19 protein-coding genes are annotated in these 16,521 nt (G+C 65.1%); 14 read left to right on the forward strand and 5 right to left on the reverse strand.

The genetic code is table 11. The annotated features are described in order from the left end of the window. The first annotated feature begins 41 nt into the window (after positions 1-41). From ACNPP0_RS22835 to ppa, 7 genes are read left to right on the forward strand one after another with little or no spacing between them, the layout of a single operon-like run. The gene (locus tag ACNPP0_RS22835; RefSeq protein WP_039883011.1) at positions 42-761 is read left to right on the forward strand and encodes a TerC family protein; all 720 of its coding nucleotides are present in this window, start codon (positions 42-44) and stop codon (positions 759-761) included. Continuing rightward, positions 748-870, forward strand: a complete 123-nt coding sequence (locus ACNPP0_RS22840) for a hypothetical protein (protein WP_006218348.1) — start codon at positions 748-750, stop codon at positions 868-870. Before ACNPP0_RS22835 ends, ACNPP0_RS22840 begins: the two co-directional genes overlap by 14 nt. Before the next feature lie 9 nt (positions 871-879). Then, on the forward strand, positions 880-1,827 hold the full coding sequence (hemC, locus tag ACNPP0_RS22845; protein WP_332610349.1) for a hydroxymethylbilane synthase: 948 nt from the start codon (positions 880-882) through the stop codon (positions 1,825-1,827). Beyond that, positions 1,827-2,627 (forward strand): uroporphyrinogen-III synthase, encoded by an 801-nt coding sequence (locus ACNPP0_RS22850; RefSeq protein WP_332610348.1) that lies wholly within the window; start codon positions 1,827-1,829, stop codon positions 2,625-2,627. The genes hemC and ACNPP0_RS22850 overlap by 1 nt, the downstream gene beginning before the upstream one ends. Positions 2,628-2,664: 37 nt before the next feature. Beyond that, on the forward strand, positions 2,665-3,858 hold the full coding sequence (locus ACNPP0_RS22855) for a uroporphyrinogen-III C-methyltransferase (RefSeq protein WP_332610347.1): 1,194 nt from the start codon (positions 2,665-2,667) through the stop codon (positions 3,856-3,858). 5 nt (positions 3,859-3,863) lie between these two features. Then, entirely contained in the window at positions 3,864-5,483 is a 1,620-nt protein-coding gene (locus tag ACNPP0_RS22860) for a heme biosynthesis HemY N-terminal domain-containing protein (RefSeq protein ID WP_448707081.1), read from the forward strand. 32 nt (positions 5,484-5,515) lie between these two features. After that, positions 5,516-6,046, forward strand: coding sequence for an inorganic diphosphatase (gene ppa, locus ACNPP0_RS22865; RefSeq protein WP_046802833.1), 531 nt, complete (start codon positions 5,516-5,518; stop codon positions 6,044-6,046). Here the strand turns inward: ppa and ACNPP0_RS22870 are convergent, their stop codons facing one another. From ACNPP0_RS22870 to ACNPP0_RS22885, 4 genes are all read right to left on the reverse strand, one after another. After that, positions 6,047-6,883 carry an IclR family transcriptional regulator gene (locus ACNPP0_RS22870; protein WP_332610344.1) on the reverse strand — a complete coding sequence of 279 codons (837 nt, stop codon included), beginning with the start codon at positions 6,881-6,883 and terminating at the stop codon, positions 6,047-6,049. It lies immediately after the preceding gene. Positions 6,884-6,898: 15 nt separating this feature from the next. Beyond that, complete coding sequence (locus ACNPP0_RS22875) at positions 6,899-7,660, reverse strand: SDR family NAD(P)-dependent oxidoreductase (protein WP_448707082.1); 762 nt, start codon at positions 7,658-7,660, stop codon at positions 6,899-6,901. Continuing rightward, positions 7,660-8,871, reverse strand: coding sequence for an ABC transporter substrate-binding protein (locus tag ACNPP0_RS22880; protein ID WP_332610342.1), 1,212 nt, complete (start codon positions 8,869-8,871; stop codon positions 7,660-7,662). Before ACNPP0_RS22880 ends, ACNPP0_RS22875 begins: the two co-directional genes overlap by 1 nt. Positions 8,872-8,960: 89 nt before the next feature. Then, positions 8,961-9,359, reverse strand: a complete 399-nt coding sequence (locus ACNPP0_RS22885) for a cupin domain-containing protein (RefSeq protein WP_448707083.1) — start codon at positions 9,357-9,359, stop codon at positions 8,961-8,963. A 172-nt stretch (positions 9,360-9,531) separates the two neighbouring features. Here ACNPP0_RS22885 and ACNPP0_RS22890 point away from each other — a divergent pair, with 172 nt between their 5' ends. The 7 genes from ACNPP0_RS22890 to ACNPP0_RS22920 all read left to right on the forward strand — a co-directional run bounded on the left by ACNPP0_RS22890 (position 9,532) and on the right by ACNPP0_RS22920 (position 14,994). Further along, a complete protein-coding gene (locus ACNPP0_RS22890; RefSeq protein ID WP_332610339.1) occupies positions 9,532-10,311 on the forward strand; it encodes an SDR family NAD(P)-dependent oxidoreductase in 780 nt (259 codons plus the stop codon). A gap of 9 nt (positions 10,312-10,320) precedes the next feature. Then, positions 10,321-11,091, forward strand: a complete 771-nt coding sequence (locus ACNPP0_RS22895; protein WP_332610337.1) for an ABC transporter ATP-binding protein — start codon at positions 10,321-10,323, stop codon at positions 11,089-11,091. Position 11,092: 1 nt separating this feature from the next. Then, positions 11,093-11,785, forward strand: coding sequence for an ABC transporter ATP-binding protein (locus ACNPP0_RS22900; RefSeq protein WP_219991972.1), 693 nt, complete (start codon positions 11,093-11,095; stop codon positions 11,783-11,785). A gap of 13 nt (positions 11,786-11,798) precedes the next feature. Then, a complete protein-coding gene (locus ACNPP0_RS22905) occupies positions 11,799-13,676 on the forward strand; it encodes an ABC transporter permease (RefSeq protein ID WP_332610334.1) in 1,878 nt (625 codons plus the stop codon). Further along, complete coding sequence (locus tag ACNPP0_RS22910) at positions 13,676-13,978, forward strand: Dabb family protein (RefSeq protein ID WP_332610333.1); 303 nt, start codon at positions 13,676-13,678, stop codon at positions 13,976-13,978. The genes ACNPP0_RS22905 and ACNPP0_RS22910 overlap by 1 nt, the downstream gene beginning before the upstream one ends. Before the next feature lie 137 nt (positions 13,979-14,115). Next, positions 14,116-14,811: a fumarylacetoacetate hydrolase family protein gene (locus ACNPP0_RS22915; protein ID WP_046802843.1), complete on the forward strand. Its 696-nt coding sequence runs from the start codon at positions 14,116-14,118 to the stop codon at positions 14,809-14,811. A gap of 51 nt (positions 14,812-14,862) precedes the next feature. Beyond that, positions 14,863-14,994 carry an entericidin A/B family lipoprotein gene (locus ACNPP0_RS22920; RefSeq protein WP_006218367.1) on the forward strand — a complete coding sequence of 44 codons (132 nt, stop codon included), beginning with the start codon at positions 14,863-14,865 and terminating at the stop codon, positions 14,992-14,994. A gap of 107 nt (positions 14,995-15,101) precedes the next feature. Here ACNPP0_RS22920 and ACNPP0_RS22925 read toward each other — a convergent pair. Next, positions 15,102-16,521 (reverse strand): PhoH family protein (locus ACNPP0_RS22925; protein ID WP_448707084.1); only part of this gene is annotated, 1,420 nt, incomplete at its 5' end.

Here is a 16,521-nt window from a genome sequence, read left to right on the forward strand (position 1 = left end):
GGACCGGCCTTTCTTTTCATAAATGCCTTCGGGGGTTCATAGTGCTTGAGTTTTTCCAGACGCTGAGTTGGGCAGCGGTATTCCAGATCATCCTCATCGACATCCTGCTCGGCGGCGACAACGCGGTGGTTATCGCGCTGGCGTGCCGCAACCTTGCGCCCAAGCAGCGCATGCAGGGCATTCTTTGGGGCACCGCGGGCGCCATCATCCTGCGTGTCGTGCTGATTGCTTTCGCATTGACGCTTCTGTCGATTCCTTTCCTGAAGGTCGTTGGCGGTCTGCTGCTGGTCTGGATCGGCGTCAAGCTCTTGATCCCCGAAGACGATGCGCACGGCAACGTGAAGGGCGGAACGTCCATCGCCGCCGCCATCAAGACCATCATCATTGCTGACTTCGTAATGAGCCTGGACAACGTGATCGCCATTGCCGGCGCGGCCCAGAACGCCCACGCCGACCATCAGATCGGCCTGGTTGCCTTCGGCCTGATCGTCAGCGTGCCGATCATCATCTGGGGCAGCACCCTGGTCCTGAAGCTGATCGACAAGTATCCGTTGGTGGTTACGTTTGGCGCCGCGCTCCTGGGCTGGATCGCCGGTGGCATGCTGATTACCGATGTGGTTGTCGAACGTCAATTCGGTGTGCAGCCGACTACGGTTAAAATCGCTGCAGAAATTATCGGCGCCTTGCTCGTTGTTGTCCTTGGACGGTGGCTGGCAAGCCGCAAAACCGCTTCCAAGGAATCAGCACATGAGTCTGCGTAGATCCGTCGATCCCCAGCAATCCGAATCGGGCCTGAGCCTCCTTCAGGGCCTTTTCGTGCTGGCCATCCTCGGGGTAGTCGCGACGGTCATCGTCTCCAATTTCGTTTGATGACCGCACGTGTCTCTTCCGCAACGCCTGGTCATCGCGACCCGCGCCAGCCGGCTTGCCCTGTGGCAAGCCGAGCATGTGCGCGACCGGCTGCGCACGCTGTACCCGGCGTGCGCGGTTGAGCTTCTTACCCTGACAACCCGAGGCGACCAGATCCTGGACCGTACCCTGTCCAAGGTCGGTGGCAAGGGTCTTTTCGTCAAGGAACTTGAAAACGCGTTGCTCGACGGGCGCGCCGATCTTGCCGTGCACTCTTTGAAAGACGTGCCGGTGGATCTGCAAGCCCCGTTCGAGCTGTGCGCCATTCTTGATCGCGCGGACCCGCGCGATGCCTTCGTATCGAATCGCTTTGCCTGTCTGGCAGATCTGCCGGCGGGCGCGGTCGTGGGTACGTCAAGCCTGCGGCGCGAATCGCAGATTCGTGCGCGCTTTCCTGAACTGGTCGTCAAACCGCTACGCGGCAACCTGGACACGCGTCTGGGCAAGCTGGACAAGGGCGAGTACGACGCCATTGTGCTGGCCGCCGCGGGGTTGGAACGCCTGGGCCTTCAGGCGCGCATCCGCAGCCTGCTGGACCCGGCCGACAGTCTGCCGGCCGCCGGGCAGGGCGCCTTGGGCATCGAAATCCGCAACGACCGCGACGACATGCGCGCGTGGCTCTCGCCGCTGATCAGCGCGGCCACGACGTCATGCGTGCAAGCCGAACGGGCGGTGTCTCGCAGGCTGGGCGGTTCCTGTCAGGTGCCGCTGGCGGCGTTTGCCCAGATCTCTGGCGACACCTTGTCATTGCGCGCCCTGGTGGCCTCGCCGGATGGCGTGCGCATGGTCCACACGGCCCGCAGCGGCCCGGTGGCCGATGCCGAAGCCTTGGGTGAAGCCGCCGCACAAGAGCTGCTGGATGCCGGCGCCGCTGCCATCCTTCAGGAACTGCTGCAAGCCGACCCTCGGCCGGACTGATGTCCAGCCCCGCCCGAGTCGCCGTCCTGACGCGGCCCGAAGGGCGCAACGAGGCGCTGGCCGGCCGTCTGACCGACGCCGGCTGGTCCGCCTGTATTCTGCCCGCGCTGGAAATCCATCCGCTTGATGTCCCCGCCGCGCAATTGCCGCGCCCGGCCGACTTCGACATGGTCGTGTTCGTCAGCGGCAACGCGGCCAAGCAGTACTTGCGCCAACTTGCTGCCGCGCACGGTCTGCATGCGTGGCCCGCCGGGGTGATTGCCGCCACGGTCGGTCCGGCCAGCGCCCAAGCGCTGCGCGAGTCCCCAACGTTTGGCGCGAATACAACAGTTCTGCACCCTGGCGACGATGCAGCCAGCCACGATTCCGAAGCTTTGTGGGCCGTGCTGCGCGGCCTGCCAGCCTTGCCGCCGCGCGTGCTGCTCGTGCGCGGCACGCAGGGCAGGGACTGGTTGGGTGACCAATTGCAGGCGCACGGGGTGGCCGTGACGCGCCATGCGGCCTACCTGCGGCGGCCCGCCGTGTGGGACGCCTCGGCGCTGGCGCCATTGCGTGGCTGGGCCCAGGCGGGCGTAACGGCCATCTGGCTTATCACCAGCGGCGAAGGCGCCGATGCCGTGCGCGCCAATCTGGACGCTGCCGGCCTGACGCCGTGGTGGCAACAATGCCACTTTGTGTTGACGCATCCAACGCTGGCGCGGCGCGTACCCCCGGCCTGTCATGGCGCCGATGGGCCGGCAATGGTAAAAATCTGCTTGCCCAACGACGAGTCGATATTCCAGGCTTTTGTTGCTGCTTGATTCGTTGCATCGGACTGACACCGAATACAATCGCGTCATGACAGACAAGACTCCCGCTACCGATCCGGTCGTTCACACGGCCGCCCCGGGCGCAAGCGCGCCCGCATCGGCCCCGGCCGATCCCGTCAAGGCCCGTCCGGCCAAGCGCGGCAATGGCCCCTTGGTCACCGCCCTGATAATCGTCATCCTGCTTGCCGTGGGCCTGGGTTACGCGTTGTGGAAGCAGCGCACCCAGTTCGTGTCCGCCGGCCGCGAGGTTGCCACGCGCATCGACACGCTGACCGCCGACGTGGCGCAGGCGCGCAAGGACACGCGCGAGGCCCTGGCGCTGGCGCAGGCGCAAGCCGGCCGCGTGGGCGAGCTTGAAGACACCGTCCGCGAAACCCAAAGCCAGTACAACGCGCTGCAACAGGCGTGGCAGAACTTCAACGACAGCGCCAGTGACGAACTGCTGGCCAACGACGTCGAACGCCTGTTGACCATCGGCAACCAGCAATTGCGCCTGGCCGGCAACGTGTCCAACGCCATCGTTGCACTGGAAACCGCGCAGGCCCGCCTGGCACGCGCCGACCGCCCGCGTTTTTCAAGCCTTCAACAAGCCATCAACGGCGACCTGGATCGCCTGCGCGCCGTCTCCACCGTGGACATTCCCGCCCAATCCGCGCGCATCGAACGCCTGGTGGCGCTGGTCAACAAGGCGCCGCTGCTGGTGCCCGATTCCGCCGCGCCGGGCATGGCCGCCGCTGGCGAAACCCAGCCCGCCGCCGCGCCCGCACCCACGATCGATCCGCAAGCCGGCTTGCCCGCCGACGCGCCCTGGTGGCAGCGCTGGCGCGCCGAAGTCGTGTCGTGGCCCGGCCGCGCGGGTTCGGCCCTGGCGCACGAACTTGGCGGCCTGATCACCATCCAGCGCGTTGACGAACCGGCCGCGTTGCTGCTGTCGCCCGAGCAAGCCGACCAGGTGCGTGGCACGCTGCGCCAGCGTCTGCTGACCGTGCAGCTGGCCATGTTGATGCGTCAACCCGCTGTCTGGAAGAGCGAACTCGACAACGTCGGCGTCACCTTGTCCAAGTACTTCGACTCCCGTTCACCCGATACGGTCGCCGCGCAAACGCTGGCGCGTGAACTGGCCCAGACGGACATCGCCGTGCGCATGCCGGACGTGGCCGACAGCCTGAACGCCGTGGCCGCCTTGCGCGCCGCGGGCTTCAAGACCAGCGGGCAGGATTGAGCCTTATGCGTACCTGGTTCTGGACACTGCTGCTCGCCGTCATCGCCGTCGCCCTGGCGGTGGTGCTGCGCTCGCATTCCGGCAACGTGCTGTTGCTGGTCTGGCCGTGGCGCATTGGAATGTCGCTGACGTTGGCCGTGCTGCTGATCGTGGCCGCCTTCATCGTGCTTTATGTGGGTTTGCGCCTGCTGGCGTGGCTGCTCGCCATTCCGGATCGCGTTCGCGTGTGGCGCGGCAAGCGCGCACAGGCGCGTGACCACGAATTGCTGGAACGCGGCTGGATCGGCCTGCTTGAAGGCCGTTACGCGGTTGCCGAAAAAGACCTGACCAAGCTGCTAGAGCAAACCAAGGTGCAAACGCGCCGCGTGCTGGCCGCCTTGTCCGCGGCGCGCGCCGCGCATGGCTTGGGCGAATTCGACCGGCGCGACCGCCTGCTTGCCACCGCGCAAGAACAGGCCGGCACCGACCCCGGACTGACGGAAGCCACGGCAACCGTGTCGGCCGACATGCTGCTGGACCAGGGCCGCCCCGAGCGCGCGCTGGCCGTGCTGGCGCCGTTGGCGGACGGCGGCGCACGCCATCTGCACACGATGCGCCTGCTGCTGCGCGCACACACCGCATTGCATCACCAGGAACAGGTTTTCACGCTTGCACGCGGGCTGGTGCGTCGCAATGCCCTGGCCCGTGGCGAGGCCGACGTGTTGATCGATACGTCCGGCGCCGCGCGCCTGCGCGCCGCCGCGCACAGCGATGCGTGGCGCGCCATCTGGAAAGACCTGAAAGCCGAAGAGCGCCTGCTGCCGGATATCGCGCTGGCCGGCGCCGCCGCCTTCGAGGCGGCCGGCGAGCCCAACGAAGCGGCGCGCGTGCTGGAAGCCGCCATCGCCGTGAAGTTCAACCCGGCACTGGTGGCCGCCTACGCCCGCTGCGACGCCGAGCAGGTGTCGCGCCGTCTGGCCAAGGCCGAGACCTGGTTGCAGCAACGCCCGACCGACCCCGATCTGCTGACCGCGTTGGGCATGCTGTGCCTGAACGGCCAGTTGTGGGGGCAGGCCGAACGCTACCTGCTGCGCAGCCTCAGCCGCCGCGGCGATGCGCAAACGCATGCGTTGCTGGGCAGCCTTTATGACCGCCTGGACCGACCCGCCGATGCCGTGCGCCACTGGCGCTTGGCCACGGCGGCCAGCATGGCGCTGCCGGTGCTGGCGGCCGATGCGGCCTTGCCCGCGGCGGACACCGGATCGGACCCGTACCGCGTGGACGCCGAAGGCGGCTATGCGGTGGGCTTGTCGGACTCGGACGGCGATGCCGATGTGGGCGGCGACTACCCGTCGTTGCCTCCCGCCGTAGCCGCCTCGGCCTCTGACTACGTGCTGGACCCGGACGCCCGGGTCAGCCGCGACCAGCGCGACCGCGCGCTGGCGCCCGAAGACGCGCCGCTGGCGGGCGGCACGTCGGATATCGACGAGTACTTCGACAGCGCCCCGATTCCGGCGGCGGCTTTCGATGAACCCGTGCCCACGTATTCGCCGGTGCCCGCCGCCCCCGCGAAGCCCGCGCCCGCCCCGGCGTCGGCTCCGGTGCCGACGACCAAGCCGCCGTTCAAGGACGACGGCTCGCTTTGAACATTTCTTCAGACAAACAACAAGGTTGAATCATGAGTCTTGATCGCGTCTCCCCTGGCAAGAAGCTGCCGGAAGACTTCAACGTCATCATCGAAATCCCCATGAACGCCGACCCGGTGAAGTACGAGGTCGACAAGGACACGGGCGCGATTTTCGTTGACCGCTTCATGCTGACCGCCATGCACTACCCGTGCAACTACGGCTACATTCCCCAAACCCTGTCGGACGACGGCGACCCCGCCGACGTGCTGGTCCTGACCCCGTTCCCGATCCAGATCGGCGCCGTCGTGCGCTGCCGCGCCATTGGCGTGCTGGAAATGGACGACGAGTCGGGCGGCGACGCCAAGCTGTTGGCCGTGCCGATCGAAAAGCTGTACCCCCCGTACCGCAACATCAAGTCGTACGAAGACCTGCCGACCGAAGACGTCGCTCGTATCCAGCACTTTTTCGAGCACTACAAAGATCTCGAAAAGGGCAAGTGGGTCAAGGTCAAGGGTTGGAAGGGCGTGGACGCCGCTCACGAAGAAATCGTGAACAGCGTCGAACGCTACAACAAGGCCTGATCAGGCTTTGGTCCGCGCCGGTGTTGCACCGGCGGGGGCCCTGATGCGGCGCGGCCGCGACGGCATGATGCCGATCGCCGCCGCGCCGTTGCTTTGCGGGGCTTGCAGGTTCTGCGACACCGCGGCCGCCGCCACCTGGATGCGCGCTTGCAATACATCTAGGCGCGCTGCCGACGTGTTCGCCTGGGCGGCAATGAAGACCAGGCTGCCCACTACCTTTTGGTCGGGGCTGAAAATCGCCGCGCCGATCCCCATCAAGCCGGGGTCGACCTCGCCATGCGACACGCACACCCCCGCCGTGCGCAGCCGTTTCAGGTTGGCGCGAAATTCGTCCCAGTCTTCGCCCAGGCCCGCCTCGCGGATTTCAGCCGCGTGCCACAGCATCAGGTTGCGCAATTGATAGGGCGGCAGGTTCGCCAGGATGGGCTTGGCCGTCGCGCCCCTGAACATCGGGAAGGGCCGGCCGCGCGCATAGCTGGATTCGATCGAGTTGTCGGTCCAGTAGCGATCCACGCACATGACCTTGTCGCCGTAGTAGCTGCACAGCATCAGGTTGGCGTGCAGCTCGTCGCCCGTGGCACGCATGACGTCGCGCGCCGCGCGCATCAGCGGGTCGTGCTGGCGCAGATGGCGATCCAGTTCGATGATGCGTGAGCCCAGCACGTACGCGCCGCCCGCCGTAGGGGCAAGCAGCCCGCTTTCCGTCAGCGATTTCAGGTAGCGATACGCGGTGGCGCGCGAGCAATCCAGATGCGCCATGACGTCCTCCTGGAACGCGGCGGTGGTGTCGTCGCGAAAAAGGTCAAGGATGGACAGCATGCGATCGGGAGTGCTCATTGCGTGGAGACGTGCCTAGTGAATGTGGAAGCCGCCGTTGACGTCGACCACGATGCCGGTTGAATAAGAGGACAGGTCCGAGGCCAGGAACAGAATGGCTTGGGCAACCTCGGCGGGCGAGCCGAAACGTTGCAGCGGAATGCCCTGTTTGAGTTCTTGTTCCCAATTTTCGCCGAATTTTCCCAGCGTCATGTCCGTTTCGATAATGCCGGGCGCCACGCAATTGGCGCGCACGCCGCGTGGGCCCAGTTCGCGCGCCAGCGCTTTGGTGAAACTGATGACGCCGCCCTTGGACGCCGCGTAATGCGAGCCGCCCAGCAGGCCGCCGCCGCGCAGGGCGGCGGTGGAGCCCAGGTTGACGATGGCCGCTTGCCGCGTGCTTTCCAGCAGTGCGGGCAGGGCGGCGTGCGTGACGTTGTAGGTGCCGGTCAGGTTGACGTCGACCATGCGGCGGAATTCGTCCTCGGGCAAGTCCCAGATGCGCGTGGCGGCCACGATGCCGGCGTTGTTGACCAGCACGTCGATGCCGCCCAGCGCCTTCACGGCGCGCGCCATCGCGGCCTTGCACGAGGCGCCGCGCGACACGTCGCAATGCAGGTTGACGCGGCCGTCCTCCACCGCGCCCGGGCCATCTTCGGGATAGGCGTGGTCCAGCACCGCAACGCTGGCGCCCTGCGCCAGGAAGAGCTCGACAACGGCCGCGCCGATGCCACGGGGGTTGGCGCCCCCCGTGATCACGGCGCGCTTGCCGGCCAGGAGCGACAGCGCGCCGTTCATCACGACTTCACCAGTGAGCAGCCGCCGTCCTTGAGCGGACGGAACGCCTGTTCGGCCGGAATCTTGCGCACCAGGTTGTAGTAGTCCCAGTCGCGCTTGGATTCCGACGGCTTCTTGACCTGAAACAGATACAGGTCACGCATGACGCGGCCGTCCTCGCGGACGCGGCCGTTTTCCGTCATGAAGTCGTTGATGGGCGTGTCGTGCATTTTCTTCAACACGGGTTCGGATGCGTCCGTGCCGGCGGCCTTGATGGCATTCAGGTAATGCATGGTGGCGCTGTAGTTACTGGCCTGCACCATCGACGGCATGCGCCCCGTGCGCTTGAAATAGCGTTCGGACCATTGGCGCGCCTTGTCATCCTGGTCCCAATAGAAGGGCTCCACCAGGTTCAGCCCTTGCGCGTATTCCAGCCCCACGCTGCGCACATCCACGATGCTCATGAACAGCGCGGCCACCCGTTGCTTGCTGCCCATGATGCCGAATTCAAAGGCTTGCTTGATGCTGTTGATGGTATCGCCGCTGCCGTTGGCCAGACCGATGACCTGCGCCTTGGACGCTTGCGCCTGCAACAGGAACGACGAGAAGTCCGAGCTGGCGATGGGGTGGCGCACGCTGCCCACGACCTGGCCGCCCTTGGCTTTGACGACGGCCATGGCGTCGCGTTCCAGTGAATGGCCGAACGCGTAGTCGGAGGTGATGAAGAACCAGCTTTTGCCGCCGTCCTCAATCACGCCGTTGGCCACGCCGGTGGCATAAGCGTAGGTGTCGTAGGTCCAGTGCATGCCGTTGGGCGAACACGCCTTGCCCGTCAGGTCGGCCGAGCCCGCGCTGGTGAAGATGACGACGCGCTTCATCTGGCGGGTCAGGTCCTGCACGGCCAGCGCGATGGCCGAATTGGGCACGTCCAGGATCAGGTCCACCTTGTCGTTCTCGTACCAGCGCCGCGCCACCGACACCCCGATGTCCACCTTGTTCTGGTGGTCGGCCGAGATCACTTCGATGGGCTTGCCCAGCACGTTGCCACCGAAATCCTCGACGGCCATCTTCACGGCTTCGACGCCGAACTTGCCGGACAGGTCCGCCATCATGCCGGACTGATCGCCCAACACGCCGATCTTCACGACGTCATCGGATACCTGCGCCATGGCGGGCACGGACAGGGCGCCCAGCACGCAGGCGGCAAGGCTGTTCTTGATACGGGTCTTCATGGGGTGTCTCCTTGGGGGCTTGTTCTTTTGCGCGCCGCCCTGTGCCGGGCGGTCATGCGGGGTCGTGCGGGTTGGCAAGGCCGGGGGGCTTACTCCAGCGTCTGGCCGGCGTAGGCGTCGATGAACAAATTGGGCTTCAAGAAAAAGCTGAGGACGAGCGCGCCGTTGGGCGCGCGCGCGATGTGCTGGTTGCCGCGCGGCCGCCACACGTAGTCGCCCGCGCGGACCTCGCCTTCGGCATCCACGATGGAGCCTTCCAGCACATAGGTCTGTTCGACTTCCACGTGTTCGTGCAGCGGCAGTTCGGTGCCGGGCTGCCAGCGGAACAGGGCGGTCAGCAAGCCGGTTTCCTTGTCCTGCATCAGCACCTTCATGTCGATGCCTTCCACTTGCGTGGGTTTCCAGGGCAGTTCGGCCACTTTCAAAAAGCGCGACGCCAAGGGCGGCAGCGCATTCGCGGCGGGGCAGCCGGGGGTTTCGAGGGCCATGATTGTCTCCTAGCCAGAACTCGTTATCGAAGATAAAGCAAGAATCTTGTTATTGAGTGTTCGAAAATAGTCGCGTATATTGAGATTCATGTCAACCATGTCTTGCGCGAAAAAGCAGGGGTGACACAGGCCGGACCTAGAGATCCGATGCCGATAAAACAAGGAGACAAGTTTGAAACACGACTATCTGGACCAGACGTTCGGTCTGGCAGGGCGCGTCGCGCTGGTGACGGGCGCGGCAAGAGGGCTGGGCTACGCCATCGCCGAAGCGCTGGGCCGCGCGGGGGCGCGGGTGGTGGTCAACGACCTGTCCGAAGCCGCCTGCGACGCCGCCGCCGCCAAGCTGGCCGCGCTGGGGATCGACGCCCACGGCGTGCCGTTCGACGTGGCGGACGCGGGCGCCGTCACCGACGCCGTGGCGCGTCTGGATGACGTGGGCCTGTCCATCGACGTATTGGTCAGCAATGCCGGCAACCAGAATCGCAAGCCGGTCGTCGAGATGACGCCGGCCGAGTGGCAGGCCTTGCAGAACGTGCATGTGAACGGCGCGTTTCATTGCGCGCGCGCCGTGCTGCCGGGCATGGGCAAGCGCGGCTTCGGCCGCATCGTGCTGATGTCATCGGTGGCGGGCCAGGCGACCATGCCCAATATTGCCGCCTACGCCACCGCCAAGGGCGCCATCGCCGCCTTCACGCGCGCGCTGGCCGTGGAATATGGCGCCAGCGGCATCACTTGCAACGCGCTGGCCCCCGGCTTTGTGCGCACCGATTTCACGCAGGGCCTGCAAGACAACCCCCAATTCCAATCGTTCCTGTCGGCCTCGGTGCCGGTGGGCCGATGGGCCACGCCGGAAGACGTTGCGCCTGCCGTGGTGTACCTGGCCTCGAAGGCCGCATCGTTCGTCAACGGGCATGTCCTGGCGATCGACGGCGGCCTGTTGGCCCGCATGTAAGAGGCCACCATGACGACGCCAAGCACCCAAGCGGTTCTGTCCGCACAGGGGCTGGTCAAGCGATTCGGCGGCTTCAATGCCGTCGATGGCGTGACCCTTGCCCTGCACGAAGGCTCCATCCACGCCTTGATCGGCCCCAATGGCGCCGGCAAGACCACCTGCTTCAATCTGCTGACCAAGTTCCTGACGCCGGATGCGGGCGTCATTCATTACCGCGGCCGCGATATCACGGCGCTGGCGCCCGAGCAGATTGCGCGGCTGGGCATCGTGCGGTCGTTCCAGATCTCGGCCGTGTTCCTGGGCCTTACCGTGCTGCAGAACATGCGCGTGGCGCTGATGCGCCAGCATGGCGACGGCATGCGTTTCTGGCGCAGCCGCCGCAGTGTCGATCGCCTGAACGAACGCGCCATGGAGCTGCTGGACGCGGTGGGCCTGGCCAACCTGGCGGATACAACAGCGGCCATGCTGCCGTATGGTCGCAAGCGCGCGCTGGAAATCGCGATGACGCTGGCGCTGGACCCCGACATCATGTTGCTGGACGAGCCCATGGCCGGGCTGGGCCAGGAAGATGTGGCCCGCATCGCCGCGTTGATCCGGCGCGTGGCGGTGAACCGCAGCATCCTGATGGTCGAGCACAACCTGTCCGTGGTGGCGGACCTGTCCGACACCATCACCGTGCTGGCGCGCGGCGCGGTGCTGGCGCAAGGCGACTACGCCGCCGTGTCGCGCGATGAGCGCGTCATCACCGCGTACATGGGCTCGGACGAGGAGGCGCACTGACATGCTGGCCATCAACGACCTTAACGCCTGGTACGGGGAATCCCACGTGCTGCATGGCGTGAATATCGACGTCCAGCGCGGCGAACTTGTCACCATCCTGGGCCGCAACGGCGCGGGCAAGACCACGACGCTGCGCGCCATCATGGGCATCCTGGACAAGCGGCGCGGCTCCATCCGTTTGAACGGGCAGGAAACGGTGAGCATGGCGCCCCACCGCATCCCGCGCCTGGGCGTGGTGTATTGCCCCGAAGAACGGGCGGTGTTCCGCAGCTTGAGCGTCACCGAAAACCTGCTGCTGCCGCCGCGCCTGGCGGACGGCGGCATGTCGCTGGACGAAATCTACACGCTGTTTCCCAACCTGCGCGAACGCAGCGCCAGTTCCGGCGGCAACCTGTCGGGTGGCGAGCAGCAGATGCTGGCCATCGCGCGCATCCTGCGCACCGGTGCGCAGCTGATCCTGCTGGACGAACCCACCGAAGGCCTGGCGCCCGTCATCGTGCAGCAGATCGGACACGCCATCCGCACGCTGAAAGAACGCGGCTTCACCATCGTGCTGGTCGAGCAGAACTTCCGCTTTGCGACCAAGGTGGCCGACCGCCACTACGTCATGGAGCACGGCTGCGTGGTCGACCAGTTGTCGGCGGATGAGGCGCGCCGCGATCCTGCCCGGATCGCACGCCGCCTGGGCGTCTGAAAGGAGAATCCCTGTGTTCGAAATTTTCGGTGTGCCGTCCACGGCGCTGTTCGGCCAGCTGTTGCTGGGCCTGATCAACGGGTCTTTCTACGCCTTGCTATCGATCGGGCTGGCGGTGATTTTCGGCCTGTTGAACATCATCAACTTTGCCCATGGCGCGCAGTACACGGCCGGCGCGTTCCTGGCGTGGATGCTGCTCAATTACCTGGGCGTGAACTACTGGGCCGCGCTGGTGCTGGTGCCGCTCATCATGGCGGTGTTTGCCGTGGTGGTCGAGCGCCTGCTGATTTCCCGCACCTATCGCATGGACCACTTGTACGGGCTGCTGCTCACGTTCGGCATCGCACTGCTGATCGAAGGCGGGCTGCGCCAGGCCTATGGCGTGTCGGGGCTGCCGTACACGATTCCGAAAGCCCTGTCCGGTGGTGTGAACCTGGGCTTCATGTTCCTGCCGTGGTATCGCGGATGGGCGGTGGCCGTGTCGCTGGTGCTGTGCCTGGCGGTCTGGGTGCTGATCGAAAAAACGCGCGTGGGCGCCATGCTGCGCGCCGCCACCGAGAACCCGACCATCGTGCGTTCCTTCGGCATCAACGTGCCGCTGTTGATCACGCTGACCTACGCGCTGGGCGTGGCGCTGGCATCGGTGGCGGGCGTGATCGCCGCGCCCATCTACCAGGTGAGCCCGATGATGGGGTCGAACCTGGTGGTCGTGGTGTTCGCGGTGGTGGTGATCGGCGGCATGGGGTCCATCATGGGCGCCATCATCAGCGGCTTCGGGTTGGGCATCATCGAGGGGCTGACCAAGGTGTTCTACCCCGAGGCCGCCAACCTGGCGATCTTCATCATCATGGTGCTGGTGCTGCTGTGCAAGCCGGCCGGCCTGTTCGGCAAGCCCTTGCAGGTGCAGAACGTGCTGGCTGCCGAAGCCACCCGCCAGCCCGTGCAGCTGAGCCGGCGCGCGATGCGCATATCCATGGCGGTGCTGGCCCTGGTGGCGCTGGCGGCGCCGTGGTTCGTCTATCCCACGTTCCTGATGAAGGTGCTGTGCTTTGCGCTGTTCGCGGCGGCGTTCAACCTGCTGGTGGGCTATGTGGGGCTGCTGTCGTTCGGCCACGCGGCCTTCTTCGGCGCGGCGGCCTATGCGACCGGCATCGTCATGAAGGTGCTGGGCGCCACGCCCGAACTCGGGCTGTTGGCGGGCGTGGTCACGGGCGGGCTGCTGGGCCTGTTGTTCGGCGCCATCGCCATCCGGCGCCAGGGCATCTACTTCGCCATGATTACGTTGGCGCTGTCGCAACTGGTCTATTTCATTGCGGTGCAAGCGGGCTTCACAGGCGGCGAGGACGGCTTGCAAAGCGTGCCGCGCGGCAAGCTGTTCGGTATTTTCGACCTGCAGAACGTGATGCCCATGTATTACTTCACGCTGGCCGTGTTTGCGCTGGGCTATGCCTTCGTGCTGCGCGTGCTTAATTCTCCGTTCGGCGAAGTGATCCGGTCGGTGCGCGACAACGAGCAGCGGGCACGATCGCTGGGCTATTCCACGTCGCGTTACAAGCTGCTGGCCTTCACGCTGTCGGCCTCGGTGGCGGGGCTGGCGGGCGGCTTGAAGGTGCTGGTTTTCGGCGTGGCCTCATTGACGGATGTGCACTGGCACGCCAACGGCGAGGTCGTGCTGATGGCGCTGCTGGGCGGTATCGGCACCGTGTTCGGTCCGCTGGCCGGCGCCTTCACGTTTGTGTCCCTGCAAAATTACCTGGCACCGCTGGGGTCTTGGGTGCTGATCGTGCAAGGGGCCATCTTTGTCTTGTGCGTGTTGCTGTTGCGAGACGGCATCATGGGATTGATTGCGCGCGCCTGGCTGGCCGCGACGCGTTCCAGGAAGGAGTCCTGATGTTTCTGCATGTGGTGATGTTGCAACTGTCGTCGGCCGCCGACGCCCGCTTTCATGAACGCGTCCAGGCTTATTGCGATCGGGTGATGGCCGAATGCGATGGGGTGGCGGGCTATGCGTTCCGGCCCAATCAGGCCGGCCGCGCCGACGGCCTGACCCACGCGGTGGTGGCCGCCTTCACTGACGAGGCGGCCCATGACCGCTACCAGGTGTCGCCCGCGCACCAGGAAATGAAAACCTATATGGCCGGCTTCATCGAGCGCCTGGTGGTTTTCGATGGTGAAATCCCTACGTTTTCCTGAACGAAACCCGGCCGCCCCTGGTGTCGGGAAAGGGATAAACTCGCGGATGATTTTTACCTTACGCGCCGCGCCTTTCGCGCGGGGGGTAAGATATTTGGCCGGTTTTCAGTCACGTATTTGTCATAGGTTGATCGCTCATGGACTACGTATTACCTCCCCAGCCGCCCGTCGCGGTCCCCGTGGACGGCAGCGCCGCGTTGTTTCCGGTGCGCCGCGTCTATTGCGTGGGTCGCAACTACGCCGAACACGCCAAGGAAATGGGCTTCACCGGCCGTGAAGATCCGTTCTTCTTCTGCAAGCCCGCGGACGCCGTCCGCCCCGTTGCCGACGGTGAGACCGGCAAAATGTCGTATCCGCCCAAGACCTCGAACCTGCACTACGAGATGGAACTGGTCGTGGTGCTGGGCAAGGGCGGCCGCGACATACCGGTCGAGCAGGCCAACGAATGCGTGTGGGGCTATGCGCTGGGCCTGGACATGACCCGCCGCGACCTGCAAGGCGAAATGAAGAAGCAGGGTCGCCCCTGGGAAATCGGCAAGGCGTTCGACGAGTCGGCCCCGATTGGCCCGATCCACCCGCGCAGCGTCGTGGGCACGCTGGACAAGGGCGCCATCTGGCTGGATGTGAACGGCCAGCGCAAGCAATCCAGCGACATCTCGCAGATGCTGTGGAACATCCCGGAAAGCATTTCATACCTGTCGGGCCTGTTCGAATTGCAGCCGGGCGACATCATTTTCACCGGCACGCCCGAGGGCGTGGGCGCCGTGGTGCAGGGCGATGTCATCACCGGCGGCGTGGAAGGCCTGGGCGAACTGCGCGTGCAGATCGTTTGACCTACCCCCACACCATTGGCATCGATATTTTTTTGTTCAGGAGTTGACAGCATGCGCGGCAAGATCGTGCTGACCGCCTTTGTCGTATTCGGATTCGTGCTCGCCGGTTGCAATACCGTTGCGGGCATGGGCCGCGATATGTCACGGGCCGGCAATGCCATCACCAACGCGGCCGACAAATAAGCACCGTCGGCTTGATTGGCACAGGCAAGAAAAAGCCCCTTGAAGTGATTTCAAGGGGCTTTTTTTGTGCGGGGCGTGCAGCAGTGCGCGCAGCAGTGGCGCAGGCCTTACAGCACATCCCCCGCGTAGTCGGCCAGGCGGGAACGTTCGCCGCGCTGCAAGGTGACGTGCCCGGAATGCGGCCAGCCCTTGAAGCGGTCTACGACGAACGTCAGGCCAGAGCTGCCTTCGGTCAGGTACGGCGTGTCGATCTGGGCAACGTTGCCCAGGCAGATCACCTTGGTGCCGGGGCCCGCGCGGGTCACCAGCGTTTTCATCTGCTTGGGCGTCAGGTTCTGGGCCTCGTCGATGATCAGGTACTTGTTCAGGAACGTGCGGCCGCGCATGAAGTTCAGCGACTTGACCTTGATGCGTGAGCGGATCAGGTCCATGGTGGCGGCACGGCCCCAGTCGCCGTTGCCTTCGCCATCGCCCATGTTCAGGACGTCAAGGTTGTCTTCCAGCGCGCCCATCCAGGGCAACATCTTTTCTTCTTCCGTGCCGGGCAGGAAACCGATGTCTTCACCGACCGGCACCGTGACGCGCGTCATGATGATTTCGGTGTAGCGCTTGGTCTCAAGCACCTGCGTGATACCGGCCGCCAACGCCAGCAGCGTCTTGCCCGTGCCTGCCTGGCCCAGCAGCGATACGAAATCGCACTCCGGGTTCATCAGCAGGTTCATGGCGAAGTTCTGTTCGCGGTTGCGCGCCGTGATGCCCCAGACGTTGTTCTTGCCGTGGGTGTAGTCGCGCAGGGTGGCCAGCACCGCCATCTTGCCGCTGACTTCGCGCACCTGCGCGTACAGCGGCATCTGGCCTTCGAAGTAGACGAACTGGTTGACGACGAACTGCGAGCACAACGGACCATGGATACGGTAGAACGTGGTGCCCCCTTGCTGCCAGGATTCCACGTCCTTGCCGTGCTTGTTCCAGAAGTCCTCGGGCAGTTGCATCACGCCCGTGTACATCAGGTCCGAATCTTCCAGGACGTGGTCGTTGAAGTAGTCTTCGGCGGCCATGCCCAGCGCGCGCGCCTTCAGGCGCATGTTGATGTCCTTGGACACCAGCACGACCTCGCGCTGCGGGAATTTTTCTTGCAGGGCGCGCACGACGCCCAGGATCTGGTTGTCGGCCTTGCCCATGGGCAGGTCGGACGGCAGCGTGCTGTGGATGGCCGTCGTCTGGAACATCAGGCGGCCGGTGGCATCCTTGTTGCCCAGCTTGGCCAGCTCCAGCCCTTCATCCAGTTGCGTGGCGTCTTGCACCAGCGCATCCAGCGATCGGCTGACCTGACGCGCGTTGCGCGCTACTTCCGACATGCCTTTCTTTTGATGGTCCAGCTCTTCCAGCGTCATCATCGGCAGGAAGATGTCGTGCTCTTCAAAGCGGAACAGTGAGCTGGGGTCGTGCAGCAGTACGTTGGTGTCCAGCACGAACAGCTTGCGCGGCTCGTTCTGGGCGCGCGGCTTGCCGCGCTTGGTCGGGGCG

This window comes from Achromobacter semiaridum (assembly GCF_053543755.1).

What these genes read in the sequence shown, in the direction of transcription:
- ACNPP0_RS22860 (WP_448707081.1), top strand. Translation starts at nt 3,864, where the DNA reads ATGCGTACCTGGTTCTGGACACTGCTGCTCGCCGTCATCGCCGTCGCC.
- ACNPP0_RS22895 (WP_332610337.1), top strand. Translation starts at nt 10,321, where the DNA reads ATGACGACGCCAAGCACCCAAGCGGTTCTGTCCGCACAGGGGCTGGTC.
- ACNPP0_RS22870 (WP_332610344.1), bottom strand. Translation starts at nt 6,883, where the DNA reads ATGAGCACTCCCGATCGCATGCTGTCCATCCTTGACCTTTTTCGCGAC.
- ACNPP0_RS22840 (WP_006218348.1), top strand. Translation starts at nt 748, where the DNA reads ATGAGTCTGCGTAGATCCGTCGATCCCCAGCAATCCGAATCGGGCCTG.
- ACNPP0_RS22850 (WP_332610348.1), top strand. Translation starts at nt 1,827, where the DNA reads ATGTCCAGCCCCGCCCGAGTCGCCGTCCTGACGCGGCCCGAAGGGCGC.
- ppa (WP_046802833.1), top strand. Translation starts at nt 5,516, where the DNA reads ATGAGTCTTGATCGCGTCTCCCCTGGCAAGAAGCTGCCGGAAGACTTC.
- ACNPP0_RS22875 (WP_448707082.1), bottom strand. Translation starts at nt 7,660, where the DNA reads ATGAACGGCGCGCTGTCGCTCCTGGCCGGCAAGCGCGCCGTGATCACG.
- ACNPP0_RS22885 (WP_448707083.1), bottom strand. Translation starts at nt 9,359, where the DNA reads ATGGCCCTCGAAACCCCCGGCTGCCCCGCCGCGAATGCGCTGCCGCCC.
- ACNPP0_RS22880 (WP_332610342.1), bottom strand. Translation starts at nt 8,871, where the DNA reads ATGAAGACCCGTATCAAGAACAGCCTTGCCGCCTGCGTGCTGGGCGCC.
- ACNPP0_RS22900 (WP_219991972.1), top strand. Translation starts at nt 11,093, where the DNA reads ATGCTGGCCATCAACGACCTTAACGCCTGGTACGGGGAATCCCACGTG.
- ACNPP0_RS22855 (WP_332610347.1), top strand. Translation starts at nt 2,665, where the DNA reads ATGACAGACAAGACTCCCGCTACCGATCCGGTCGTTCACACGGCCGCC.
- ACNPP0_RS22910 (WP_332610333.1), top strand. Translation starts at nt 13,676, where the DNA reads ATGTTTCTGCATGTGGTGATGTTGCAACTGTCGTCGGCCGCCGACGCC.
- ACNPP0_RS22920 (WP_006218367.1), top strand. Translation starts at nt 14,863, where the DNA reads ATGCGCGGCAAGATCGTGCTGACCGCCTTTGTCGTATTCGGATTCGTG.
- ACNPP0_RS22915 (WP_046802843.1), top strand. Translation starts at nt 14,116, where the DNA reads ATGGACTACGTATTACCTCCCCAGCCGCCCGTCGCGGTCCCCGTGGAC.